The organism is Streptomyces tauricus (genome assembly GCF_014650955.1).
Lineage (GTDB): Bacteria > Actinomycetota > Actinomycetes > Streptomycetales > Streptomycetaceae > Streptomyces > Streptomyces tauricus.
Map to the genome: position 1 here is coordinate 16488 of NZ_BMVY01000055.1, position 16115 is coordinate 32602.

Annotated in this window: 12 protein-coding genes and 1 pseudogene; 8 read left to right on the top strand and 5 right to left on the bottom strand. The window is 69.5% G+C overall.

The genetic code is table 11. The annotated features are described in order from the left end of the window. Positions 1-369: 369 nt before the first annotated feature. The 3 genes and pseudogenes from IE278_RS39605 to IE278_RS39610 form a co-directional block, all read right to left on the bottom strand. Positions 370-3591 (bottom strand): MinD/ParA family ATP-binding protein, encoded by a 3222-nt coding sequence (locus IE278_RS39605; protein ID WP_308434969.1) that lies wholly within the window; start codon positions 3589-3591, stop codon positions 370-372. 672 nt (positions 3592-4263) lie between these two features. After that, positions 4264-4344, bottom strand: a pseudogene (locus IE278_RS43455) (SCO5717 family growth-regulating ATPase); the annotation flags it as partial. A gap of 392 nt (positions 4345-4736) precedes the next feature. After that, positions 4737-5033 (bottom strand): DUF397 domain-containing protein, encoded by a 297-nt coding sequence (locus tag IE278_RS39610; protein ID WP_189779867.1) that lies wholly within the window; start codon positions 5031-5033, stop codon positions 4737-4739. A gap of 332 nt (positions 5034-5365) precedes the next feature. Here IE278_RS39610 and rpsO point away from each other — a divergent pair, with 332 nt between their 5' ends. From rpsO to IE278_RS39635, 5 genes are all read left to right on the top strand, one after another. Beyond that, the gene (rpsO, locus tag IE278_RS39615; RefSeq protein WP_189779868.1) at positions 5366-5656 is read left to right on the top strand and encodes a 30S ribosomal protein S15; all 291 of its coding nucleotides are present in this window, start codon (positions 5366-5368) and stop codon (positions 5654-5656) included. A 343-nt stretch (positions 5657-5999) separates the two neighbouring features. Then, positions 6000-8219, top strand: a complete 2220-nt coding sequence (locus tag IE278_RS39620) for a polyribonucleotide nucleotidyltransferase (protein ID WP_189779869.1) — start codon at positions 6000-6002, stop codon at positions 8217-8219. Then, positions 8216-9595, top strand: coding sequence for a M16 family metallopeptidase (locus tag IE278_RS39625; RefSeq protein WP_189779870.1), 1380 nt, complete (start codon positions 8216-8218; stop codon positions 9593-9595). The genes IE278_RS39620 and IE278_RS39625 overlap by 4 nt, the downstream gene beginning before the upstream one ends. Positions 9596-9639: 44 nt before the next feature. Beyond that, positions 9640-10392, top strand: coding sequence for a 4-hydroxy-tetrahydrodipicolinate reductase (gene dapB, locus IE278_RS39630; protein WP_189779871.1), 753 nt, complete (start codon positions 9640-9642; stop codon positions 10390-10392). A 5-nt stretch (positions 10393-10397) separates the two neighbouring features. Then, positions 10398-10850, top strand: coding sequence for a hypothetical protein (locus IE278_RS39635; protein WP_189779872.1), 453 nt, complete (start codon positions 10398-10400; stop codon positions 10848-10850). A gap of 85 nt (positions 10851-10935) precedes the next feature. On the opposite strand, the gene IE278_RS39640 is transcribed toward IE278_RS39635, so the two are convergent. Together IE278_RS39640 and IE278_RS39645 are read right to left on the bottom strand one after the other, a co-directional pair. Further along, positions 10936-11496: an SCO5741 family PH domain-containing membrane protein gene (locus IE278_RS39640; protein ID WP_189779873.1), complete on the bottom strand. Its 561-nt coding sequence runs from the start codon at positions 11494-11496 to the stop codon at positions 10936-10938. Positions 11497-11618: 122 nt separating this feature from the next. After that, entirely contained in the window at positions 11619-11858 is a 240-nt protein-coding gene (locus IE278_RS39645; protein ID WP_189779874.1) for a hypothetical protein, read from the bottom strand. 228 nt (positions 11859-12086) lie between these two features. On the opposite strand from IE278_RS39645, the gene thyX reads away from it, so the two are divergent. The 3 genes from thyX (at position 12087) to IE278_RS39660 (ending at position 15770) form a co-directional block, all read left to right on the top strand. Then, positions 12087-12827 carry an FAD-dependent thymidylate synthase gene (gene thyX, locus IE278_RS39650; protein ID WP_189779875.1) on the top strand — a complete coding sequence of 247 codons (741 nt, stop codon included), beginning with the start codon at positions 12087-12089 and terminating at the stop codon, positions 12825-12827. A gap of 223 nt (positions 12828-13050) precedes the next feature. Further along, positions 13051-13950 (top strand): 4-hydroxy-tetrahydrodipicolinate synthase, encoded by a 900-nt coding sequence (dapA, locus tag IE278_RS39655; protein WP_189779876.1) that lies wholly within the window; start codon positions 13051-13053, stop codon positions 13948-13950. A gap of 134 nt (positions 13951-14084) precedes the next feature. Beyond that, positions 14085-15770 (top strand): ribonuclease J, encoded by a 1686-nt coding sequence (locus IE278_RS39660; RefSeq protein WP_189779877.1) that lies wholly within the window; start codon positions 14085-14087, stop codon positions 15768-15770. Positions 15771-16115 lie beyond the last annotated feature (345 nt).

Here is a 16115-nt window from a genome sequence, read left to right on the forward strand (position 1 = left end):
CGGGGCGCTTCGTGCCGAACTGGTCATGTGTGTCCATGGCTCGCTGACCTCACGTCATCACTCGCGGCCGGGTCGATGTGAGTGTCTATCAGCGCTGGTCGGCATGCGTCAACGGCCCGTGAACCCCGTGTGGCCTGCGGAAATAACGAGTTGACCCGGATTTCACGGCCATTGGTCCAGACCGGTGAAGGGTGCCTGGTCGGAGGCTGGCGGTACGGAACAGGGCTGGTACGGCGGTGTGTTGGCACCGGCCGCGTGAGACGCGTCCCGGGATACGCCGAGGGCCCGCGCCGTGGATGTACGGGGCGGGCCCTGGGTGGTGCGACGAGGGCCGATGATTCGGCCGGACGGGTTACCTGAGCAGTGGGATCACTGGTGGGGCGGCGGGGGTGAAGGGGTCTGCCCCTGGGAGTCCTGGCCACCCTGGTCCTGCTGCGGGGGCTGAGCCTGTGCGGGTTGCGCCTGCGGCGACTGAGCCTGCGGGGGCTGATAGGGCGCACCCGGCTGGAACTGCTGACCCGGCGCGGGGGCGGGCGCGGGCTGGGGCTGAGGCTGCCAGCCCTGGGGAGCGGGATAGTCGTGCTGACCGACGGGCTGCTGGGGCTGCTGCGGCGGCTGCGCGTAACCGCCGGGCTGCTGCGGCGGGGCCCCGTGCGGCGGGTACGGCTGACCAGGATGCGGCTGCTGGGGCTGCTGGGGCTGCTGGGGCTGCTGCTGCGGTGAGGGCTGCGGCTGCTGGTACGGCTGAGCCGGTTGCGCGGGCTGGCCCTGCTGAGGGAACGGCCCGGGCTGCGGCTGCCCCGGCCCGGGCTGACCCGGGTACTGCTGCCCGGGTACGGGCTGACCGGGCAGTGGCTGGCCCGGCAGGGGCTGACCAGGCATGGGCTGGCCGGGCATGGGCTGGCCGGGCATCGGCTGGCCGGGCATCGGCGGGGCGGCCACCGGCGGCGGGTTGCCGTCCGACGTCCACAGGCCCTGCGACTGCTGGTGCCGCGCGATGTCCTCCGCGACCAGCGCCGACAGGTTGAAGTACGCCTCGCGCACCTTCGGCCGCATCATGTCGAGGTTGACCTCGGCACCCGCCGCCAGATGCTCGTCGAAGGGGACGACGATGACACCCCGGCAGCGCGTCTCGAAGTGGCTGACGATGTCGTCCACCTTGATCATCTTGCCGGTCTCGCGCACTCCGGAGATGACGGTCAGCGACCGCGACACCAGATCCGCGTACCCGTGCGCCGACAGCCAGTCCAGCGTCGTACTGGCGCTGCTGGCACCGTCGACGGACGGCGTCGAGATGATGATGAGCTGGTCGGCGAGATCGAGCACACCCCGCATCGCGCTGTACAGCAGGCCCGTACCGGAGTCCGTGAGGATGATCGGGTACTGCTTGCCGAGCACGTCGATCGCGCGCCGGTAGTCCTCGTCGTTGAACGTCGTGGACACGGCCGGGTCGACGTCGTTGGCGATGATCTCCAGACCCGACGGCGCCTGCGAGGTGAACCGCCTGATGTCCATGTACGAGTTGAGGTACGGGATCGCCTGGACGAGGTCACGGATGGTGGCCCCGGTCTCCCGGCGCACACGGCGGCCGAGCGTACCGGCGTCCGGGTTGGCGTCGATGGCGAGGATCTTGTCCTGTCGCTCGGTGGCCAGCGTGGCGCCGAGGGCGGTGGTCGTGGTCGTCTTGCCCACGCCGCCCTTGAGGCTGATGACGGCGATCCGGTAGCACGACAGCACCGGCGTACGGATCAGGTCGAGCTTGCGCTGCCGCTCGGCCTCCTCCTTCTTCCCGCCGAGCTTGAACCGGGAGGCCCCGGCGGTGGGCCGACCGCTCTTCGCCTTCTGCTTCTTGTTGTTGAGCAGCCGGTCCGACGACAGCTCCACGGCCGCCGTGTAGCCGAGGGGCGCCCCCGGATTGGTGCGCTGCCGCTGATCGTGCTGCACGGGCTGCGGCCAGGCGGTACCGGTACGGGGGTCGACGGGGGGCTGCTGTTCCGGCTGACCCTGAGTCTGGGGATGGGGCGGCTGGGGCTGGGGTGTGCTCTGCCCGTCGGCCTCGGCGTTCGGCTGCGGCTGTACGGGCTGGACCTGGGGCTGCTGGTAGGGCTGACCCTGCTGCGGGAACGGCTGCGCGGCGGGCTGCTGGGGAGCCGGGGCCTGCGGAGCCTGCGCCTGCGGGAACCCGTAACCCCCCTGCGGAGCAGGTGAGTTGGGCACGCCTGGCTGCGGGAAGCCGTAACCGGGCTGAGGGGCGGGGGCGTTGGGCGTGTTCGGTGCGGGGGTGCCCGGCTGAGCCGGAGTGCCCGGCTGCGGGAACCCGTAACCAGGGGTCTGCGCGGACGGGTTCGGAGTGGTCGGACTGGCCGGACTGGCCGGACTGGCCGGAGCGGGTGAGGCCTGGGCGGCGGCCAGACGCGCACGCCGGGCCTCCTCCAGGGCGCTGCTCAGGTCCTCCGCGGGCTGCACCGGCTGCGCGGGCTGCTGGAGACCGTAGCCGTCCTGAGGTGCGGGGGCGGCGGGGGTGGCAGGGGCTGCGGGGGGCTGCGCGGCGGCGGGCCCGGAGTGCGGGAAGCCGTAACCGCCGCCCTGCGGTCCCGGCCCCGCGGCCGGCGCGTGACCCGGAAGAGGAGCCTGGCCCGGAGGCGTGGTCGCAACCCCGGGCTGTGGCTGCTGAGGTTGCTGCGGCTGCTGTGCCTGCGGGAAGGCAGGGGCAGCCGCCGGGGGCGTACCGGGAACGCTGTCCTGCGCCCCCGGAGTCGTACCAGGAGCACTGAACTGCGGGAACCCGTAACCGCCGGGCTGCCCCGGAGACGCTTGAGCACCGGAGGCAGGCGTGCCGGCGACAGCGGGCGCACCAGGAGCGGGCATACCGGGTGTGACAGGCCACGCCGGCGGGGAGGCCTGCGGCGCCTGCGGCTGGAACGGCTGTCCCTGCGGCGGCACGGACGGCTGAGCCGGAGCATCCGCCTGCGGCTGCCCGCCCTCACCCTCCGTCGACGTGGGCCACTGCCCGGCAGCGGCGGGCGCGGCAGGCTGGTACGCCGGCGGCAGCGGAGGCAGTCCGCCCTGTGGCAGCGGCGGCGGAGTCCATGCGGGAGCGGCGGGAGGCGTGTCCCGCACGGCATCCCGGGGCGCCGCGTCGCGAGGCTCGGCCTCCGCGCCCGGCACCGCGTCCACCGGCCCGGAGTCCGTCACGGTCACGGAATCGTCAACGCCGTCGTCCTTGCCGGCGTCGTCCTTCTCGTCCTGGATCTCGTCGGCTGCGGCGGGCTGATTCTCCGGGGACGCCTCCTCGGCCTCTCCCGCCTCCTCGGCACCCTCGTCCACTTGGTCGTCGTCCTCGGACTGATCTCCGAACGCGACCTGGACGACCTCCCCGTCGGGCCTTTCCGCGTCGGGCCCTTCCGCGTCGGCGGCGGCCTTCTCCGCGACCTCACGCTTCACGGCGGAGGGGGAGATGCGCATGGTGGTGCCACTCTCGATGTCCCCGCTGTCGGCCTCGACGTCGGCCTCGGTCTCATCGGAGACCTCATCGGCGGTCTCGGAGACTTCCTCGGGCCGCGGAGCGTCAACCGCGGGCGCCGAAGGCACGTCGTTCGAAGGAACCACAGGTGCGACCGGCGGAGCCCACTGCCCCTGGAGGTTCGGCAGGTTCGGCACAGCGGCAGGACCGCCGGCGTCACCACCCGGCGTCTCAGAAGCCGCCGCGTGAGGCTCGAACCCACTGCCCACGGGCAGCCCCGGAACACCGGCCGGCCCACCGCCAGGACTCGGAGCCGACGCAGGAGCCGGGGGAGTGTGAGGAGCCCCAGGAGCAAAAGAAGGGGTGGGAACACCAGGACCCACCGGCCCAGGACCCACCGGCCCAGGACCCACGGGACCCGGCCCTACCGGACCTGGCCCCACAGGCCCCACCGGCCCCGGAGTCACTCGATTCACCGGAACCGCCGGACCCACCGGGCCCGGAATCACAGGTCCCGGAACGACGGGCCCCGGAAACACAGGCCTCGGAGCCACCGGTGCCACCGGAGCCGTAGACGCCCCCAGTTCCCCGGCACCCCCCGCACCCGCGCCCGCACCGGAAGCCGAATCCCCGCCACTACCGCTGCCGCCGCGGCCGTCCCTGTCCCCGCCCGTATCCGCGTCGTCCTCCGCGTCCGGCTCCTCCTCGACCGCGGCCGAGGAGGCTCCGTCCGAACTGCCTGACGCGTTCTGCGTGTACCAGGCAGGAGGGGCGTAGTCGATGGTGAACTCGCCCGTCGTCTCGACGGCGGACTCCGCGTCGGACTGGTCATCGCCGGGTGTGGCCCAGCCCCCGCGGATCCCGTCCCGATCGCTGTTCACAATTCCTCCTGGTGTGGTCGAGCACCCTCATGTCGAGCTGGGGCGACCGTGCTTGTCGTCCGGGGCCTGTCGACGCGCCCCGGATCCCCCTGTGAAGCGGCGGTCCCGTCCACGGGTACTACTGCCGCGCCCACCCCAGCCTAATCACCGCAACCACCCCCACGGCAGGCCCGTCCACCCCTCCGGTCCCGCCCACTACGTCACAGCCTGCCCAGAAGTGGCGCACGAACGGCCTTGTACGGAAGGCAAAGTGGACAAAGAGCGCTAAAGCAAGAAGGACCGGCGGCATCCACGCCGCCGGCCCTTCTTCTCTGCTGCTCTTCTCTGCCGCTCTTCTCTTTCTTCTCTTCTGCTGCTGTGCGCCTCTGCTGCCGGGCGGCTCCTCCGCCGTACTACTCGGCCGTGGCCGAGCCGTCCTGCGGCGCGGGCTCCAGGTCGAACTCACCGTCACGCGCACCGAGCACGAAGGCCCGCCACTCCGCCTCCGTGTACCGCAGGACCGTGTCCGGGTCGAGCGACGACCGCATGGCGACCGCGCCCTCGGGGAGATACGCGATCTCGACCCGCTCCTCGTGCTCCTCGGTACCGGGCGCGCTCTGCCATTCGACCCCCGAGATGTCGAGGGCGTAGAGCTCGTCCCTCTCCCGCTCCTTGCGCGCCTTGACGTCCTCGTCCTCTGCCTCGGCCATGGCGAAGCGACCCCTTCCGAACAAACGAACCGACAAACGAACCGTCGAACGAACCGACAAACGAACCCGACAGCGACCCCGGCATGCGGATGACCGTCGCGTCACCCTACTGGGACCGGCCCTGGCCTCCCCGGACTCCGGGAACCCCGGTCGGAGTGGCCCCCACCCCCTGGTACGCTGTGTTACGGCCGTATGTGTACGCACCCCCGGACCGCCCCCTAGGGGCCCTGGAGGACGCGCTCAGCGGATCCCCGCCTCCCGAGTTACGGAAGCTCCCCTGAGAAGTGGACCAGGGGCACTCGGTGGCCACCAGAACACTACGAGGAGTACGCGTGCCGCTCGATGCCGCTACGAAGAAGCAGCTCATCACGGAGTTCGGTCAGAAGGAGGGCGACACCGGCTCTCCCGAGGTTCAGGTCGCGATGCTCTCGCGCCGTATCTCGGACCTGACCGAGCACCTCAAGACCCACAAGCACGACCACCACTCCCGTCGTGGTCTGCTGATCCTGGTCGGTCAGCGCCGTCGCCTGCTGCAGTACCTGGCGAAGAAGGACATCCAGCGCTTCCGTGCGCTGGTCGACCGCCTGGGCATCCGCCGCGGTGCGGCCGGCGGCACCAAGTAGGACATCGTGAAGGGAGCGGTTCCCACGAACAGGGGGCCGCTCCCTTTGCTGTACGTGCGGAGTGTCACCACCCCTTTGTAGTGTGGTAGCACAACGCAGTAGGCAGGACACAGAGTGGCACCGCGACAGCGCACAGCGAAGCGCGGCCCGCCACACCGCACCACCCAAGGAAAAGCGCACCTTGCCGCCGCCGGTCCTCGGTAGTGGCCCCCGGGAGAATGCGAACCCCGGGAGCTTCGATCGAAGACCGGCCCGCACAAGAAGGCGCGCTTCTCCGCAGAAGCGTCCCCCTGCCACACGGGCAGGTGAGGACGAAAGACGAAAAGTATCGGAGAAAACGCTAGTGGAGAACGAGACCCACTACGCCGAGGCCGTTATCGACAACGGAACCTTCGGCACCCGCACCATCCGCTTCGAGACGGGCCGCCTGGCCAAGCAGGCCGCCGGCTCCGCCGTGGCGTACCTGGACGACGACACCATGGTGCTGTCGGCCACCACCGCTTCCAAGAAGCCCAAGGACAACCTCGACTTCTTCCCCCTCACGGTGGACGTCGAGGAGCGGATGTACGCGGCCGGCAAGATCCCCGGCAGCTTCTTCCGCCGCGAGGGCCGGCCCTCCGAGGACGCGATCCTCACCTGCCGCCTCATCGACCGCCCGCTGCGCCCGTCCTTCAAGAAGGGCCTGCGCAACGAGATCCAGGTCGTCGCCACGATCATGGCGCTCAACCCCGACCACCTGTACGACGTCGTGGCGATCAACGCCGCCTCCGCGTCCACGCAGCTGGCCGGTCTGCCCTTCTCCGGCCCGATCGGCGGCGTCCGCGTCGCGCTGATCAACGGCCAGTGGGTCGCGTTCCCGACGCACACCGAGCTCGAGGACGCCGTCTTCGACATGGTCGTCGCCGGTCGCGTCCTGGAGGACGGCGACGTCGCGATCATGATGGTCGAGGCCGAGGCCACCGAGAAGACGATCACGCTCGTCGCGGGCGGCGCCGAGGCGCCGACCGAAGAGGTCGTCGCCGCCGGTCTGGACGCCGCGAAGCCCTTCATCAAGGTGCTCTGCAAGGCCCAGGCCGACCTCGCCGCGAAGGCCGCCAAGCCGACCGGTGAGTTCCCGGTCTTCCTCGACCACCAGGACGACGTCCTGGAGGCCCTGACCGCCGCGGTCAAGAGCGAGCTGTCGCAGGCGCTCACCATCGCCGGCAAGCAGGAGCGCGAGGCCGAGCTGGACCGCGTCAAGGAGATCGCCGCCGAGAAGCTGCTCCCGCAGTTCGAGGGTCGCGAGAAGGAGATCTCCGCCGCGTACCGCTCGCTCACCAAGGCCCTGGTCCGTGAGCGCGTCATCAAGGACAAGGTCCGCATCGACGGCCGCGGCGTCACGGACATCCGTACGCTCGCCGCCGAGGTCGAGGCCATCCCGCGCGTGCACGGCTCCGCCCTGTTCGAGCGTGGCGAGACCCAGATCCTGGGCGTCACCACCCTGAACATGCTCCGGATGGAGCAGCAGCTGGACACCCTTTCCCCGGTGACCCGCAAGCGGTACATGCACAACTACAACTTCCCGCCGTACTCCGTCGGCGAGACCGGCCGCGTCGGCTCCCCGAAGCGCCGCGAGATCGGCCACGGAGCGCTCGCCGAGCGCGCCATCGTGCCGGTCCTGCCGACGCGCGAGGAGTTCCCCTACGCGATCCGTCAGGTGTCCGAGGCCCTCGGCTCCAACGGCTCGACGTCCATGGGCTCGGTCTGCGCCTCCACCATGTCGCTGCTGAACGCCGGTGTGCCCCTCAAGGCCCCCGTCGCCGGTATCGCCATGGGTCTGATCTCCCAGGAGATCAACGGCGAGACGCACTACGTCGCCCTCACCGACATCCTCGGTGCGGAGGACGCCTTCGGCGACATGGACTTCAAGGTCGCCGGCACCAAGGAGTTCGTGACCGCCCTCCAGCTGGACACCAAGCTGGACGGCATCCCGGCCTCCGTCCTGGCCGCGGCCCTCAAGCAGGCCCGTGACGCCCGCCTCCACATCCTCGACGTGATGATGGAAGCGATCGACACGCCGGACGAGATGTCCCCCAACGCCCCGCGGATCATCACGGTCAAGATCCCCGTGGACAAGATCGGTGAGGTCATCGGCCCGAAGGGCAAGATGATCAACCAGATCCAGGAGGACACCGGCGCCGACATCACGATCGAGGACGACGGCACCATCTACATCGGTGCCCAGCAGGGCTCGCAGGCCGAGGCCGCGCGCGCCACGATCAACTCGATCGCCAACCCGACCATGCCGGAGGTCGGCGAGCGCTACCTGGGCACCGTCGTGAAGACGACGACCTTCGGTGCGTTCGTGTCCCTGCTGCCGGGCAAGGACGGACTGCTGCACATCTCGCAGATCCGCAAGCTCGCCGGTGGCAAGCGCGTGGAGAACGTCGAGGACGTCGTCGGCGTGGGCTCCAAGGTCCAGGTCGAGATCGCCGAGATCGACTCCCGCGGCAAGCTCTCCCTCATCCCCGTGATCGAGGGCGAAGGCGACGACGATGAGAAGAAGGACGACACCGACAAGTGACGTCGACTAGCTCTACGGCGACGGCCCGCACCTCCTCGGAGGCGCGGGCCGTCGCCCGTACCCAAACCCTGATCAAGGGCGAGAACGGCATCGGTACGGTCCGCAAGACCACCCTTCCCGGGGGTCTGCGCGTCGTCACCGAGACCCTGCCCTCCGTGCGCTCCGCCACCTTCGGCATCTGGGCGCACGTCGGCTCGCGCGACGAGACGCCGGCTCTGAACGGCGCCACGCACTACCTCGAACACCTCCTCTTCAAGGGCACGACCAGGCGCAGCGCCCTGGACATCTCCTCCGCGATCGACGCGGTCGGCGGCGAGATGAACGCGTTCACCGCGAAGGAGTACACGTGCTACTACGCACGTGTGCTCGACACCGACCTGCCGCTCGCCATCGACGTCGTCTGCGACATGCTCACCGGCTCGCTGATCCGCGAGGACGACGTGAACGTCGAGCGCGGCGCGATCCTCGAAGAGATCGCGATGACCGAGGACGACCCGGGCGACTGCGTGCACGACCTGTTCGCGCACACCATGCTCGGCGACACCCCGCTCGGCCGTCCGGTCCTCGGCACGGTCGACACGGTCAACGCCCTCACCGCGGACCGCATCCGGCGCTTCTACAAGAAGCACTACGACCCGACCCACCTCGTGGTCGCGGCCGCCGGAAACGTCGACCACAACAAGGTCGTACGCCAGGTCCGTGCCGCGTTCGAGAAGGCGGGCGCGCTCAAGCAGCAGGCCGCCACCCCGATCGCCCCGCGCGACGGCTCCCGCACCATCCGCACCGCCGGACGCGTCGAGCTCCTGGGCCGCAAGACCGAGCAGGCCCATGTCGTCCTCGGCATGCCGGGCCTGGCCCGCACCGACGAGCGCCGCTGGGCGCTCGGCGTCCTGAACACCGCGCTGGGCGGCGGCATGTCCTCCCGCCTCTTCCAGGAGGTCCGGGAGAAGCGCGGCCTGGCGTACAGCGTGTACTCGTACACCTCGGGCTTCGCCGACTGCGGCCTCTTCGGTGTGTACGCGGGCTGCCGTCCGAGCCAGGTCCACGACGTGCTGAAGATCTGCCGCGACGAACTCGACCAAGTCGCCGAGCACGGCCTGTCCGACGACGAGATCGGCCGGGCCATCGGCCAGCTCCGCGGCTCCACGGTCCTCGGCCTGGAGGACACGGGCGCGCTGATGAACCGTATCGGCAAGAGCGAGCTGTGCTGGGGCGAGCAGATGTCCGTCGACGACATGCTGACCCGGATCGCGTCGGTCACCCCGGACGACGTCCGCGAGGTCGCCGCCGAGATCCTGGGACAGCGGCCCTCGCTGTCGGTCATCGGCCCGCTGAAGGACAAGCAGGCGTCCCGTCTGCACGAAGCCGTCGCGTAGACCGGCACACGTAGGCGCAAGCCATCGACTAAGGAAGCAACCACATGAGCAAGCTGCGCGTGGCGGTCCTCGGCGCCAAAGGGCGTATCGGATCAGAGGCGGTACGGGCCGTCGAGGCCGCCGAGGACCTGGAACTGGTGGCCGCCCTCGGGCGCGGGGACTCACTGGAGGCCCTGACCGACACCGGCGCCCAGGTCGTCGTCGAACTGACCACCCCCGCCTCGGTGATGGACAACCTCGACTTCTGCGTCCGGCACGGCATCCACGCCGTGGTCGGTACGACGGGCTGGACCGACGAGCGCCTCGCACAGCTGAACACCGCGCTGGCCGCCTCCCCGGGGACCGGCGTGCTCATCGCCCCGAACTTCTCCATCGGCGCGGTCCTCACCATGAAGTTCGCGGAGGTGGCCGCGCCGTACTTCGAGTCCGTCGAGGTCATCGAACTGCACCACCCGAACAAGGTGGACGCCCCCAGCGGCACCGCCACCCGCACCGCCCAGCTCATCGCCGCCGCCCGGCAGAAGGCGGGCAGCGCCCCGCAGCCCGACGCCACGGCGACGGGCCTGGACGGCGCCCGTGGCGCGGACGTCGACGGCGTCCCGGTGCACGCGGTCCGGCTGCGCGGCCTGCTGGCCCATCAGGAGGTGCTGCTCGGCGGCGAGGGCGAGACCCTCACGATCCGGCACGACTCCCTGCACCACAGCAGCTTCATGCCGGGCATCCTGCTCGGTGTACGCCGCGTCGTGGACACCCCGGGCCTCACCTTCGGCCTGGAACACTTCCTGGATCTGAAGTAACCGCCATGGCCGCGAAAATCACGTACGCCGTCACGGCCGCCGTCCTGGTCGTCTACTTCGTCCTGGTCGGCAGCCGCGGGGTGATGCTCCTGCAGCACGGCACGCTGCTGACGGTCACCTTCGGCGTGGCCGTCCTGGTCCTGCCGGTGATCGGCGTCTGGTTCCTCTGGAAGAACACCCAGTTCGTGAAGCGGGCCAACCGGCTCGCCTCCGAACTGGACGCCGAGGGCGGGCTGCCCGTCGACGAGCTGGCGCGCACGCCGGCGGGCCGTATCGACCGCGACTCCGCCGACGAGGTCTTCGCCCGGCGCAAGGCCGAGACGGAGGACGCGCCCGACGACTGGCGCAGCTGGTTCCGTCTGGCGATCGCCTACCACGACGCCCGTGACACCCCACGCGCCCGCAAGGCGATGCAGCACGCGATCGCCCTGCACGACGGCAAGCCCGTACGGGCCTGAACGGCGTCACGACGAAGACGAAGGGGCCGGCCCGCTGATGCGGGCCGGCCCCTTCGTCGCGCGACAGTCGCGGTGCTCCTGATGCTCAGGCGTGCTGCCGGTACTCGTCCGCCCAGACCTCGACGCCGTCCGCGGCCCGGTCGAAGGCCTCGGGGCGTCCCAGGAAGTCCGCGTTGTGCGTGGTCAGCAGAGGTGTCGTCTCATTGCCGGAGTGGCCGCCACGGACGAGGACGAGAGCCTGTCCCTGGACGGTCCGCGGGAGCCCGAGCCAGCGCACCGGCTGCTGCACGGTCCGTACGACCATGACATGCGCCCACGATGTCGTACTCGTATGCAGGAAACGCACCCGGCGCAGTCCGGCGGCGCTCACCCACGCGCCCATCCGCAGCAGACGCAGGGCACACGCGATGACCACCACGGCGAGGGCCAGGCACACCGCGCCCCCCGACGCGTTACCGGCCGCGGCGATGATGACCGCCGCGAACAGCACGTACGAGGCGAGCAGCAGCAGGAGCGCGGCCGCGCCGACCCGCCACGGGCCGGGCCGGTAGGGACGCCGCCACTGGTCGCGGTCGTCGAACGGCAGCGCGAGATCCTCGCCGGCCTCGTCGAAAGCGCGATCGGCGGTCAGAAAGGGCAGGGGCACGACTGATCCTCACTCAATCCACGCATGGACTATGCCCGGTGAGGCTACCTAGCCCGATCTCCGCCCACCACCCGCGGGGGTCCATGAGGGTGCTGCCCGGCCACGGGGCCCGTGAGGGAGGGTCAGCGGCGTGAGGACGCGTCGGACTGCTGCGTATGCGCGGGCGAGACGTCGGCCGAGACGGCGGGCAGGCCGACGAGCAGGGAGCCCACGAGGCCGGCGACCACGGTGAGGCCTATGAGCCATCGGCCGACCAGCTCACCGCCGGAGGCGCGCTGACGGGGCGGGGGAGCGACATTGCTGCGGAACTGGTCGGCTTCGGCGATGAAGGCGAACGGTACTGGCTCGCGCCGACGGAACATGGGTGCGCTTCACCTCAGGAGACTCGAAGAGATCTGACAGAACTAGTGACTCGAACGAATCGCTGTCACTGATACAGACGAGCGAGTGCCCCAAAAGGTGCCATCTTTCACCGGATTCGCAGAAGTTCGCCGACCTATGTCGCGGCCCGGTACCGAACGTCCCGTTGTCGGTGCCGGGCCGTAGAGTGGGCGCCGCCCGAGCCAGTACTGGGAAGGACCCTCCACGCCGTGACCGACACCCCCGCCGACGACCTCAAGCCCAGCTTCCGCAGCGATGTCACCGTCGAGCTGGTGAAGCACACCGCTTCCGACTCGGACGTGCTGTTCGCCGCCCGTGTGTCCACGCTCGGCGAGCAGTCGCTCGACGAGCTGCAGAAGGACCCGGAGCGTTCGAAGGGCCTGATCAACTACCTGATGCGGGACCGGCACGGCAGCCCCTTCGAGCACAACTCGATGACCTTCTTCATCAGCGCCCCGATCTTCGTCTTCCGCGAGTTCATGCGGCACCGGGTGGGCTGGTCGTACAACGAGGAATCGGGCCGCTACAGGGAGCTGGAGCCGGTCTTCTACGTCCCCGGGGAGTCCCGCAAGCTGGTCCAGGAGGGCCGCCCCGGCAAGTACGTCTTCGTGGACGGCACCCAGGCCCAGCAGGAGCTCACGGGCCGCGTCATGGAGGACTCGTACCGCAAGGCGTACGAGGCGTACCAGGAGATGCTCGCCGCCGGCGTGGCCCGCGAGGTCGCCCGTGCGGTCCTCCCCGTCGGCCTGTTCTCCTCGATGTACGCGACGTGCAACGCGCGCTCGCTGATGCACTTCCTCGGCCTGCGCACCCAGCACGAGCTGGCCAGGGTCCCGTCCTTCCCGCAGCGGGAGATCGAGATGGTCGGCGAGAAGATGGAGGCGCAGTGGGCCCAGCTCATGCCCCTCACGTACGCGGCCTTCAACACGAACGGACGCGTCGCGCCGTAACGCACCTCAACGACCCCGTCGGAACCCCGGTCGGGCACATCTGTACGGGTCGGCCAGGTGAAGTGTCCGTATTGCGGCATTTCGAGAAGTTCATCTAGCCTGATCAAACGGACCCGGCACTGCTTGAACCCCCGAGCAGGCAGTGCCGGGTTCCACTTTTGTCCTGACTTGTCGCCTGCCCCGAGGGCAGACCGCACGGTGAGCAGCGAGTAGCGTGTTACCCATGGCTCCGACCTCCACTCCGCAGACCCCCTTCGGGCGGGTCCTCACTGCCATGGTCACGCCCTTCGCGGCGGACGGCGCACTCGATCTCGACGGCGCGCAGCGGCTCGCCACCCACCTGGTGGACGCAGGCAACGACGGCCTGATCGTCAACGGCACCACGGGCGAGTCCCCGACCACCAGCAACGCGGAGAAAGCGGAACTCGTACGAGCCGTACTGGAGGCCGTCGGCGACCGCGCCCACGTCGTCGCAGGCGTCGGCACGAACGACACACGCCACAGCATCGAGCTGGCCCGCGACGCCGAGAAGGCCGGCGCACACGGCCTGCTCACCGTGACGCCGTACTACAACAAGCCCCCGCAAGAGGGCCTGTACCAGAACTTCACCGCGATCGCCGACGCCACCGGCCTGCCGGTCATGCTCTACGACATCCCCGGCCGCAGTGGTGTCCCGATCAACACCGAGACCCTGGTGCGCCTCGCCGAGCACCCGCGTATCGTCGCCAACAAGGACGCCAAGGGTGACCTCGGCCGCGCCAGCTGGGCCATCGCCAGCTGCGACCTCGCCTGGTACTCCGGCGACGACATGCTGAACCTGCCGCTGCTGTCCGTGGGCGCGGTCGGCTTCGTCTCCGTGGTCGGCCACCTGGTCACCCCCGACCTGCGGGCCATGATCGACGCGTACACGAGCGGCGACGTCCAGAAGGCCACCGAGATCCACCAGAAGCTGCTCCCCGTCTTCACCGGGATGTTCCGGACCCAGGGCGTCATGACGAGCAAGGCCGCACTCGCCCTGCAGGGCCTGCCCGCCGGACCGCTGCGCCTGCCCATGGTCGGCCTGTCGCCCGAGGAGACCGCGCAACTCAAGATCGATCTTGCCGCCGGCGGGGTACAGCTCTAACCACAGACTTCACAACTGAATACGTACGACCACGCAGGCCCAGCGCCTGCTCCACCAGACAACTGCTACTGCACGAACGTCATGCGCGCCACGTGCCCTGCCAGGTACGTGGCGCGTGTGGTGAGGAGAGTCTTTTGAGTCATCCGCATCCGGAACTCCGTCTGCCGCCGAAGCTTCCCCAAGGGGGCCTCCGCGTCACCCCGCTCGGGGGCCTCGGGGAAATCGGCCGAAACATGACGGTCTTCGAGTACGACGGCCGCCTTCTGATCGTCGACTGTGGCGTGCTCTTCCCCGAGGAGGAGCAGCCCGGGATCGACCTGATCCTTCCGGACTTCAGTTCGATCAGGGATCGCCTCGACGACATCGAGGGCATCGTCCTCACACACGGCCACGAGGACCACATCGGCGGTGTCCCCTTTCTCCTCCGCGAGAAGCCGGACATCCCGCTCATCGGCTCCAAGCTGACCCTCGCTCTCATCGAGGCGAAGCTCCAGGAGCACCGCATCCGCCCGTACACGCTTGAGGTCGCCGAGGGCCACACGGAGCGCATCGGCCCCTTCGAGTGCGAGTTCGTGGCGGTCAACCACTCCATCCCGGACGCCCTCGCGGTCGCCATCCGCACCCCCGCGGGCATGGTCGTCCACACCGGCGACTTCAAGATGGACCAGCTCCCGCTGGACGGCCGTCTCACGGACCTGCACGCCTTCGCGCGGCTGAGCGAGGAAGGCATCGACCTTCTCCTCTCGGACTCCACGAACGCCGAGGTCCCGGGCTTCGTCCCGCCCGAGCGCGACATCTCGAACGTGCTGCGCCAGGTCTTCGCGGGTGCCAGCAAGCGCATCATCGTGGCCAGCTTCGCCAGCCACGTGCACCGCATCCAGCAGATCCTCGACGCCGCCCACGAGTACGGCCGCAGGGTCGCCTTCGTCGGCCGCTCGATGGTCCGCAACATGGGCATCGCGCGGGACCTCGGCTATCTGAAGGTTCCGCCGGGCCTCGTGGTGGACGTCAAGACACTGGACGACCTCCCGGAACACGAGATCGTCCTCGTCTGCACCGGCTCCCAGGGCGAGCCGATGGCGGCCCTGTCGCGGATGGCGAACAGGGACCACCAGATCCGCATCGTCCAGGGCGACACGGTGATCCTGGCGTCGTCGCTGATCCCGGGCAACGAGAACGCGGTCTACCGCGTCATCAACGGCCTGACCCGCTGGGGCGCCAACGTCATCCACAAGGGCAACGCCAAGGTGCACGTCTCGGGCCACGCCTCGGCCGGCGAGCTCCTGTACTTCTACAACATCTGCAAGCCACGGAACCTGATGCCGGTCCACGGCGAATGGCGCCACCTGCGCGCCAACGCCGAACTGGGCGCCCTCACCGGCGTCCCGCACGATCGCATCGTGATCGCCGAGGACGGTGTGGTCGTCGACCTCATCGAGGGCAAGGCCAGAATCGCGGGCAAGGTCCAGGCGGGTTACGTGTACGTCGACGGCCTCTCGGTCGGCGATGTCGGCGAACCCACGCTGAAGGACCGCAAGATCCTCGGCGACGAGGGGATCATCTCGGTCTTCGTGGTGCTGGACACCAGCACGGGCAAGATCACCGGAGGGCCGCACATCCAGGCCCGCGGCTCGGGCATCGAGGACTCCGCCTTCAGCGCCGTCCTCCCGAAGGTGGTCGAGGTCCTGGAGCGGTCGGCCCAGGACGGCGTCGTCGAAGCCCACCAGATGCAGCAGCTCATCCGCCGCACGCTGGGCAAGTGGGTCTCCGACACCTACCGCCGCCGACCGATGATCCTGCCGGTCGTCGTCGAGGTCTGAGCCACCTCGTAGCACGTACACCCGGAGCGGGGCACCTCGATTTGCATCGGGGCGCTCCGCTCCAGTACGTTTACGGCTCCGCCTGAGGGGGAACCCGACACAACTTGGTGTCAGGACCACCCCGGAGGGGCGGGAATTCCGACTCAGAACTTCTGATAAAGTCGGAATCGCCGGAAAGGGAAACGCGAAAGCGAAAACCTGGAAAGCGCCGAGGAAATCGGAACCGGAAACGGTCTGATAGAGTCGGAAACGCAAGACAGCGAGACAAGCACAACAGCAAGAAAGCAAGACCGAAGGGAAGCGCCCGGAGGAAAGCCCGAGAGGGTGAGTACAAAGGAAGCGTCC

Excerpts from the sequence above, each read along its gene's own strand:
- IE278_RS39635 (WP_189779872.1), top strand. The coding sequence starts at position 10,398 with ATGGCCGCGAAAATCACGTACGCCGTCACGGCCGCCGTCCTGGTCGTC.
- dapB (WP_189779871.1), top strand. The coding sequence starts at position 9,640 with ATGAGCAAGCTGCGCGTGGCGGTCCTCGGCGCCAAAGGGCGTATCGGA.
- IE278_RS39645 (WP_189779874.1), bottom strand. The coding sequence starts at position 11,858 with ATGTTCCGTCGGCGCGAGCCAGTACCGTTCGCCTTCATCGCCGAAGCC.
- dapA (WP_189779876.1), top strand. The coding sequence starts at position 13,051 with ATGGCTCCGACCTCCACTCCGCAGACCCCCTTCGGGCGGGTCCTCACT.
- IE278_RS39610 (WP_189779867.1), bottom strand. The coding sequence starts at position 5,033 with ATGGCCGAGGCAGAGGACGAGGACGTCAAGGCGCGCAAGGAGCGGGAG.